The following is an 8,254-nucleotide window of genomic DNA, read 5'->3' as shown; positions in this document are numbered from 1 at the left end:
GAGTTAAAAATTATTAAGATAATTGGTAAAAAGCAAAAATTTATTATTAAATACCCAAAAAAAAGTGTTAATAAAGAAATAGAAAAAAAAGCAGAAGAAATTTTAGTAATATAATTAATCGTTAAGAGAATGTGCTTATTTTCGAAAAATTTAATTAGAAATAGTAAAGTTATAGATTGTGTAAACAAAAAAATCCTAAATAAAATATCATGAGAGATATGCCACCGATCCGCCACCACATATAAAAAGGGTCCATTAAGAAAAAACAGCCATAAAACAACAAATAACAAACTTAACAAAAAAGATAAGTAAATCTTTTCTTTTGTAATAAAAGATAAATAATACTTCAAAACCAGTCAAATAACCCCTTTTGAGCGATATACAAAGCCTAATCAAGATTATAACATCTAAATTAAAAATAATTTTTTAAAGGGGTTTATAATGAAAATTTCACTTAGGAATGGAGAAACACTGAGATGGTCATCTGTTGTTGGAATTCCTAAATGTATTACCTTTCCAGAAATTGAATGCTTTAACTACCGAACAAAAAAAGGTTATAAAATTGAATTTGAATTATCATTAGAAGGCTTAGAATTAAATAACATTCTACTTACTGAAAAACAAACATTATGGGATGATATAATAGATTCAAAATAATAGATTAAGGTGAGTTTTTGAAAAACAAAAACAAAAAAAGGTTAATTATTTTAAGCCTAATAATAGTAGTAGTTTGTGTTAGCATATATTGGATTGTAATTAATAGAAAACCAGTAAGTAATTATTTGGATGTTTCTGGCAATATTGAGGCAGATCAATACAACGTTTCATTTCAAATTTACGGCACATTATCTTCAATCAAAGTTAGTGAGGGAGATAAAGTAAAAAAGGGGGAACTGCTTGCAACCCTTTCAAGAAAAGATCTTGAAGATTCTTTAGATGCCGCAATACATAATATGAACAAGGCAAAAGCCCTGTACGATCAATATATTTCAGGATATAGAATCCAGGATATAAAGATAGCTGAAGCCGATAGAGATGCAAAACTTGCTGAATTTGAAAAAGCAAAAAGTGATTATATTAGATATGAAAAGCTATATAAGGAGGATGCCATTCCAGCATCAAGTTTCGATAATATTAAGAGCATTTATCTTGCATCAAAAGAGGCCTTAAGATCAAGCGAACAAAAACTCAGAGAGCTGGAGTCTGGATACAGGCAGGAAGAGGTTGAATCAGCTAAAGAAGCCTATAAAGCAAGCCTATCCCAAGTTGAACAGGCAAAAACAATCTTGGGATATACAAAGATCTATTCACCCATTGACGGCGTTGTTTTTTCCAAGGATTCAGAAGTTGGAGAATTTGTTTCCTCTGGAACTCCTGTACTAACCTTATACGATTTAAACAGCACATACGTGAAAGTATATGTAAGCGAACAAGATATTGGTTTTGTTAAGTTAAAAGCACCCTGTATTATAAAAGTCGATTCATTTCCAAATAAAAATTTTAGTGGCTATGTGGAAGCAATATCTGACAAGGCAGAGTATACCCCTAAATTTATACAAACTAAGGATGAAAGGGTAAAATATATGTTTTGGGTTAAGGTAAAAATTGATAATCCAGAAGGCATTTTAAAACCTGGAATGCCAGCAGATGTGTTAATAGAAAAAGCCAAATGATTTCAATTGTTAATTTATACAAAAGCTTTAATGACAAAGTAGTACTGAAAAACATCAATCTGAATGTAAGTAAAAAGGAAATTTTAGCAATTCTTGGTCCTGACGGTTCAGGTAAAACTACTTTAATAAAAATTATTATTGGCATAATACGCCCAGACTCAGGCAAGGTTCTGGTAAACGAAATTGATACCACAAAAAACATTTCTACAACAAGAGAACTTATAGGCTATAAAGCGCAAGATTTTTCTCTTTATCAAGATCTTTCTGTTAGCGAAAATATAAGATTTTTTGGGAATCTCTATTCACTATCAGACAACGAACTTAAACAAAGGGAAGAATTTATACTAGATTTCATAGGTCTAAAAAATTTTAAACACAGATTTGCAGAAGCCCTTTCCGGTGGAATGAAAAGTAGACTTGCTATCGGTTGCGCTCTAATACACAATCCACCAGTGTTATTATTAGATGAACCAAACGTTGGTGTAGATCCTGCTTCAAGGAGAGATATCTGGAAACTCTTAAGAGAACTTTCAAATTCAGGAAAAACAATTATAATAACTACTCCATATTTTTTAGAAGGAAATTTAGCAGACAGGGTAGTTTTTATTAAAGAGGGTGAAGTAGTTTTAACTGGAAACCCACATGAAATCCTTAAAAATCTTGATTTTTTAACGTATAAAATATTGGGTGAAAATTTGCAAGATTTTTACTTTGATTTAAAGAAAAGTAAACTCGATTTTAAATGCTGGCTTAAAAGTGACCACATTAGATTATTATTGCACAAAGACATAGATTTCAACAAAATCTTAGAAAAGATCTCTCTTAATAAGAGAACAGTAGAATTAGATGAACCAGACCTGGAAGATGTTTATTTATGGCAATCGAAGTAGAGAATGCAATTGAAGTTGAAAACTTAACGAAAAAATTTGGAAATTTTACTGCGGTGGACAACATCAGTTTTTCAATAAAAAAGGGGGCAGTTTTTGGTTTTTTAGGACCTAATGGAGCTGGAAAAACAACAACAATAAGACTTATTCTTGGACTTATTAGTAAAACAAGTGGCAGAATAAAGATATTCGGAGAAGATATAGAAAAATTCTCTAAAGAGAAACTAGGCTACATGTCTCAAAAGTTTTCTCTTTATAATGATCTAAAGGTTGTTGAAAACATGATCTTTTACGGTTCTATATATGGCTATTCCGGAAAGGAATTAGAAAAAAGAATAGACTTTTTATTGGAATCATACAACCTGAAAGAAGTAAAAAATGCTATGGTAAGAGATATCGGAGGCCTTAAACAAAGGGTCGCATTTTGCACCGCAATTCTTCACGAGCCAGATATTTTGGTTCTTGATGAACCAACAAGCGGTGTAGATCCAGATGCGAGAATAGACTTTTGGGATTCCATCTACAGTTATGCAAGGAAAGGCAGAACAGTTTTGGTTACAACACATTATATGGACGAAGCTGAATTTTGTAATGAGATAGGATTTATTTTTTCGGGAAAATTAAAGTTTATAGGAACTCCAAACAACGCAAAAAGGATATATTTTGAAAAATCACATAAAGTTGGAAATCTAGAAGACGCATTTTTATGGTTTATGAACAATTAATTATATAAAGAAGTATCTTTTAACCCTCTTCTTGTAAGATTCATATTTAGAGCCAAATCTCTTTGTAAGCTCCCTTTCCTCAAAAGGAATCACCAAAAAATTATTTATTAAAAAGTCAAATATACTCACAACAAGAGAAGAAACTCCCCCACTGATAAGAAATATCCCAAAAAACATAAAGAAATGCGAAAGATATGTTGGATGTCTCATATATTTATAGATAAGTCTTGTCTCTAGATTACCAGGATCTTCTAAAATAAATTCATTCAAACCAAGAATTCTACCCTTTAATATTAGTAAAGTTAAGAGCTGGAGAAAGGCTCCAACAAAAAATATAAAAAAACCGAGCAATTTTAAAGGAAGGGCAATTGGTATGTACGTATTTAATAAATTTTGATTGTTGACCAAAAAGTATAAATATGGAATATATAATACAATTATTAATATAAATGTTAAAAATTTAATTTTTTTTGCAAAGTTGGTAAAAAAATGAACAAATAACCAATACAAAGGTATTAGAGGCCATATAAAGACTAAAAGTTGATTTAAAATGTTTGAGTAAGCAAGACTAAACACTTTTGTATTTGATAAAAGATATATAATATAAATTCATGTATTAATTATATATCAAAATGGTTCCTAATAGTAAATTTTATAATTATTATTTTTTTCTTTGTATAATTTATAGATAAAGATTATTCTCAGAGGAGGTGAAAAAGTGAACACTTTCCCAAAGCTTACTTCTTTAGTTCGTTGCGCTGGCTGAGCAGCGAAACTTAATCCAAAGGACCTAGGTGAGGTTCTAAAAGACTTACCAAAATTTGAGCATCCTGGCCTAATTTTTAACTCTGATGGCCTTGATGACGCAGGAGCTTTTGTAATAAAAGACGACTTAGCTATCGTCCAATCTGTTGACTTTTTCCCTCCTATAGTAAATAATCCTAATTTATACGGCAAGATTGCAGCCGCAAATTCCCTCTCTGATCTATATGCAGTTGGGGCTAAGCCAATAACAGCGTTAAATATTCTCGGCTTCCCAAAATACGATATAGGACTTGACGTAATAAATGAAATACTTAGAGGTTCCCACGAAAAAATAAAAGAAGCCGGTGCATTAATACTTGGTGGACACAGTGTAGATGATTTAGAACTTAAATATGGTTTAAGCGTTACTGGAATTGCAAAAAGGGATGAGCTGATTACTCACAGCAAAGCAAAACCGGGCGACATTATAGTCCTTACAAAACCACTTGGCACAGGAATACTTACTTCAGCTCTAAAAATTGATCTAATTGATGAAATAGATATGCAAGATGCGCTTATTTCTATGCAAGAACTAAATTACTTTGCAGGCGAAGCGCAAAAAAGGTTTCATGCAACATCGGGTACAGATGTTACAGGTTTTGGGCTAGTCGGTCATGCAATAAATATTGCGAAATCTAGTAATGTAGTTTTTGAAATATTCTCTAAATCATTGCCTATTTTCGAGAAAGTTTTAGAACTGGCCGATGAGGGTGTTTTACCAGCAGGAATATTTGCTAATATTGATTTTTACAAAGAAAATGTAGTTGAAATAGGCAAAATAAATGAAAGTTACAGATATGTTATTTATGATCCACAAACATCCGGTGGCTTGCTGTCCACCTATAATGCAGATATTGTAGACGATGTGTTGGGATTTCTGAAAAGTAATGGAGTTGATGCACACATAATAGGGATAGTAAAAAAGGACTCTGCGTTTAGTTCTGGGACAATTGTTTTTAAAGAAGGAACATTTAGATGAGGGCATCACTTAAAAGGATATGGGCTGTATTTGCTAAGGAATTCATTCAATTCTTTAGAGATAGGGTTACTTTTACAACAGCCATCGCTATACCTTTAATACAACTTATTTTGTACGGGTATGCAATAAACACAGATGTAAAGCATCAATCTACTGTTGTGTTCGATCAATCAAGGTCTACAATGTCAAGGGATATATTATACAAATTTCAAAGTTCGCAATATTTTGATATAAAGAAATTTGTAAACAGTTCTAATGCAGTTGGAGAAGCAATAGATGATGGTCAAGCAAAGGTCGGAATTATTATTCCACCTAAACTTGAGTCAAATATATTAGGTAATAAGCCAAGCCAAATATTAGTAATAATTGACGCATCAGACCCTATGTCATCAAGCTCTGCCCTATCGGCATCTCAAATGATAGGACTGATAGAAAATCAAGAAATATTGACGAAAAAACTTCAACAAAACGGAATAATACTGCCCAATAAAAATCCTTTTGAAGTGGACGTGAGGGCCTGGTATAACCCCGATCTCTTATCAACATACTTTCTTGTACCTGGGCTTATAGCTGTTCTAATAAGTCTATCAACATTAGTTTTAACAGCCATGGCAATTGTGAGAGAAAAGGAAAGAGGCACATACGAACAACTAATAATTACTCCTCTTAGACCAATAGAACTAACTATTGGAAAAGTGATGCCTTATGCAATTATTGGATATACTCAAATGACTCTTGTCATAGTAGCTGCAGTAGCGCTTTTCAATCTTCATATTAAGGGTAATATCCTTTTACTTTATATATTTGCCCTGCCCTTCATATTGGCTAATCTTAGTCTAGGATATATAATATCTACTCTAGCAAAAAACCAACAGCAGGCTCTCCAAATGTCATTCTTTCTTATGGTACCTATCTTCTTGCTGAGCGGCTTTATGTTCCCAAGAGAAGCCATGCCAGGAATAATATATTATTTAAGCTATATCGCACCAGCTACATTCTTTTTAGTAATAGTAAGAGGCATCATTTTAAAGGGTCTAGGCTTCTTCGAACTGTGGCGATGGGAAATGGGTTTAATCCTATATATCATAATTGCTTTAAATATATCAAGGTTCTTACTTAAAAGAAAGTCCTGATGCTTTAAACAATAAGTAGTGGAACCTTCGACTTTTCAATCAAAAATCTGGCAATGGAGTGATGCATGATAGATGCCTCAAAACCAGTTTTTCTACCTAATACTATCAAGTCAACATTAAATTTTTTTGCAGTATTATAAATCTCTATTGAGGGATTTTCTCCTTCTTGAATTGCAATTTCGTCTATAATATCTGGATCTTTTATCTCTTTTTTTAACTCATCTATAAGTGCACTAGCCTTTTTATATCCAGCCTCCTCGACATCTGGATTAAGATCGACAACCTGTGTTGGCATTTCAATAACGTGCAAAAGTATAATTTTCCCACCAGTTAATTTTCCTAACTTATAACCAACATTCACGACATCATACCTTTTATGTGTTGAATCAACTGCACACAATATCTTTTTAAACATTGTCCCTCCTACTCCCTCAGAGAAGATTATATAATTGCAAACCCTTTGAGAATGCTCATCAAACCGGATAAAGAAAGCAAAATGATAACTAACCATCTTACGATTCTGGGCTTGGTGCGAGCAAGTAATCTTACGCCTACCTGAGAACCCAGCATCATACCAACCACCGATGGTACCGCAATAATAGGAAGAACAGCACCGTTGTTTAGATATATCCAAGCAGCTGACGTATCAGTAATAGATAATAAGAAGTTGCTGGATGCTACCGATATCTTTAAGGGCGCGCCAAGAATTAAATTGAATACTGCGACATTAGCCCAACCTGCACCCAATCCAAACATCCCAGCAATAAAACCAACTATAAAAAACAATAAAAAACCAATATGAGAGTTTTGAATTTGCCAGTTGATATTCTTTCTTTGTGTAATTTCATAGTAAACACCATATATACCAAGAATCTGAGCAATTTTATCACGCTTAGTTATTTCAGGAAATTCAGATCTCTTGGAAGTAAGAAGTACGAAACAAATTGCAAGAATAACTAATCCCAATGCAATTCTTACTATATTTTGAGGTAAAGCTAACCCAACCATTGCACCCATAATAGAAGAAATTGACGCAATCAAGGCCATAGGCATACAAAGTCTCAGAGAAGCGAGATTTCTCATTAAAAGACCAGGACCTGCAGAAAGTGAACCTGCTAAGGCTACCATCAAACCAGCACCCCTTACAAAATCCATATGAAATGGAAAAAATGTACCAAGGATTGGCACAAATAGAACACCTCCCCCAACACCTGCCAAAACCGCTATAATTCCTAATCCAAAACAAAAAACGAATAGAGACAATGGCCATATCCACCAAGGAATTCCAATTGATGTCTCCTCAGCAAGGATTATATCCTTTGCGGCAAATGCATTAGTCGCTAAAAAAAATACAAAAAATAAAGAGATGGAAAAAGCGTAAAAAAACACTAAATTTCTTGAAAAGTTCACAAAATACCTCCTATTCTACTTTGAGAAATCCACTAGATGCTAATAAAAGAATAGATATCTCTAGTATTACTATGAAAATCATTGCAAATTCTCTTTTCTTAATATATATTGGTAAAACTGAAAAATAACACAAGATTGGTATACAGGCCAAAAAGGTAAGCGCTGCTTTTGCCATCATATCAGACTTATAAATTAAATTAATCCATCCCCACCCTGTCGAAATCCCAAAACTTTCATTTAATAGAGAAGAACTTTTTATCCACAAACGAGGTAGTTTATCAAGAGGAATTACTGGAGAAATTAACCCAGAAAGATAGATAAAAAAGGTAAATAAAATAGCAAAAAGACCAATCCTTGCCAACCACTTAAGAACTACTGCGTATCGCTTTTGATCGATCGGCGTTTCAATACTTTGTCCAACATTAACTGCAGTTTTGTCCATCATCCACATCTCCCTTCAATTTAGTTTCCCCTCATTAAAATAATAGTGCTTTTCTAACCTAGATATATAGTAAAAACACTTACAAAGTGTAATAGTTCTTTAGGTCAATTATAACATATTTTTATTAAATTTATATATTTTAGTTATGATTCAAAAAAAAAGTACGAAATTTACGTTGTAATGAATTGCACTTACTCAAAT

10 protein-coding genes are annotated in these 8,254 nt (G+C 32.7%); 6 read left to right on the top strand and 4 right to left on the bottom strand.

Features of this window, described 5'->3' with window-relative positions:
- Window positions 1–441: 441 nt before the first annotated feature.
- The 4 genes from ACWIUX_RS01215 to ACWIUX_RS01200 are packed head-to-tail and all read left to right on the top strand — an operon-like array spanning window position 442 to window position 3,285.
- Complete coding sequence (locus ACWIUX_RS01215; RefSeq protein ID WP_448588899.1) at window positions 442–657, top strand: hypothetical protein; 216 nt, start codon at window positions 442–444, stop codon at window positions 655–657.
- A 17-nt stretch (window positions 658–674) separates the two neighbouring features.
- A complete protein-coding gene (locus ACWIUX_RS01210; protein ID WP_448588898.1) occupies window positions 675–1,673 on the top strand; it encodes an HlyD family secretion protein in 999 nt (332 codons plus the stop codon).
- Complete coding sequence (locus ACWIUX_RS01205) at window positions 1,670–2,563, top strand: ABC transporter ATP-binding protein (RefSeq protein ID WP_448588897.1); 894 nt, start codon at window positions 1,670–1,672, stop codon at window positions 2,561–2,563. The genes ACWIUX_RS01210 and ACWIUX_RS01205 overlap by 4 nt, the downstream gene beginning before the upstream one ends.
- Window positions 2,548–3,285 (top strand): ABC transporter ATP-binding protein, encoded by a 738-nt coding sequence (locus ACWIUX_RS01200; RefSeq protein WP_448588896.1) that lies wholly within the window; start codon window positions 2,548–2,550, stop codon window positions 3,283–3,285. Before ACWIUX_RS01205 ends, ACWIUX_RS01200 begins: the two co-directional genes overlap by 16 nt.
- Here ACWIUX_RS01200 and ACWIUX_RS01195 read toward each other — a convergent pair whose 3' ends face one another.
- Window positions 3,286–3,861, bottom strand: a complete 576-nt coding sequence (locus ACWIUX_RS01195; protein ID WP_448588895.1) for a methyltransferase family protein — start codon at window positions 3,859–3,861, stop codon at window positions 3,286–3,288.
- Window positions 3,862–4,003: 142 nt separating this feature from the next.
- Between ACWIUX_RS01195 and selD the strand changes: the two genes are divergently transcribed.
- Entirely contained in the window at window positions 4,004–5,068 is a 1,065-nt protein-coding gene (gene selD, locus ACWIUX_RS01190; protein WP_448588894.1) for a selenide, water dikinase SelD, read from the top strand.
- Window positions 5,065–6,201, top strand: a complete 1,137-nt coding sequence (locus tag ACWIUX_RS01185) for an ABC transporter permease (RefSeq protein WP_448588893.1) — start codon at window positions 5,065–5,067, stop codon at window positions 6,199–6,201. Before selD ends, ACWIUX_RS01185 begins: the two co-directional genes overlap by 4 nt.
- A 4-nt stretch (window positions 6,202–6,205) precedes the next feature.
- Here ACWIUX_RS01185 and ACWIUX_RS01180 read toward each other — a convergent pair whose 3' ends face one another.
- From ACWIUX_RS01180 to ACWIUX_RS01170, 3 genes are read right to left on the bottom strand one after another with little or no spacing between them, the layout of a single operon-like run.
- Complete coding sequence (locus ACWIUX_RS01180) at window positions 6,206–6,616, bottom strand: universal stress protein (RefSeq protein ID WP_448588892.1); 411 nt, start codon at window positions 6,614–6,616, stop codon at window positions 6,206–6,208.
- A 26-nt stretch (window positions 6,617–6,642) separates the two neighbouring features.
- On the bottom strand, window positions 6,643–7,611 hold the full coding sequence (locus tag ACWIUX_RS01175) for a sulfite exporter TauE/SafE family protein (RefSeq protein WP_448588891.1): 969 nt from the start codon (window positions 7,609–7,611) through the stop codon (window positions 6,643–6,645).
- Between the two features lie 10 nt (window positions 7,612–7,621).
- Window positions 7,622–8,056, bottom strand: a complete 435-nt coding sequence (locus tag ACWIUX_RS01170; protein WP_448588890.1) for a hypothetical protein — start codon at window positions 8,054–8,056, stop codon at window positions 7,622–7,624.
- Between the last annotated feature and the right edge of the window lie 198 nt (window positions 8,057–8,254).

It is taken from the genome of Thermodesulfobium sp., assembly GCF_053498235.1.
The sequence above is the reverse complement of the archived record's forward strand: the minus strand, read 5'-3'. Positions and strand labels throughout refer to the sequence as shown.

Bases quoted from the DNA above. Each gene is read 5' to 3' on its own strand.
- ACWIUX_RS01200 (WP_448588896.1), top strand. From the start codon at position 2,548: ATGGCAATCGAAGTAGAGAATGCAATTGAAGTTGAAAACTTAACGAAA.
- ACWIUX_RS01205 (WP_448588897.1), top strand. From the start codon at position 1,670: ATGATTTCAATTGTTAATTTATACAAAAGCTTTAATGACAAAGTAGTA.
- ACWIUX_RS01185 (WP_448588893.1), top strand. From the start codon at position 5,065: ATGAGGGCATCACTTAAAAGGATATGGGCTGTATTTGCTAAGGAATTC.
- ACWIUX_RS01180 (WP_448588892.1), bottom strand. From the start codon at position 6,616: ATGTTTAAAAAGATATTGTGTGCAGTTGATTCAACACATAAAAGGTAT.
- ACWIUX_RS01170 (WP_448588890.1), bottom strand. From the start codon at position 8,056: ATGATGGACAAAACTGCAGTTAATGTTGGACAAAGTATTGAAACGCCG.
- ACWIUX_RS01215 (WP_448588899.1), top strand. From the start codon at position 442: ATGAAAATTTCACTTAGGAATGGAGAAACACTGAGATGGTCATCTGTT.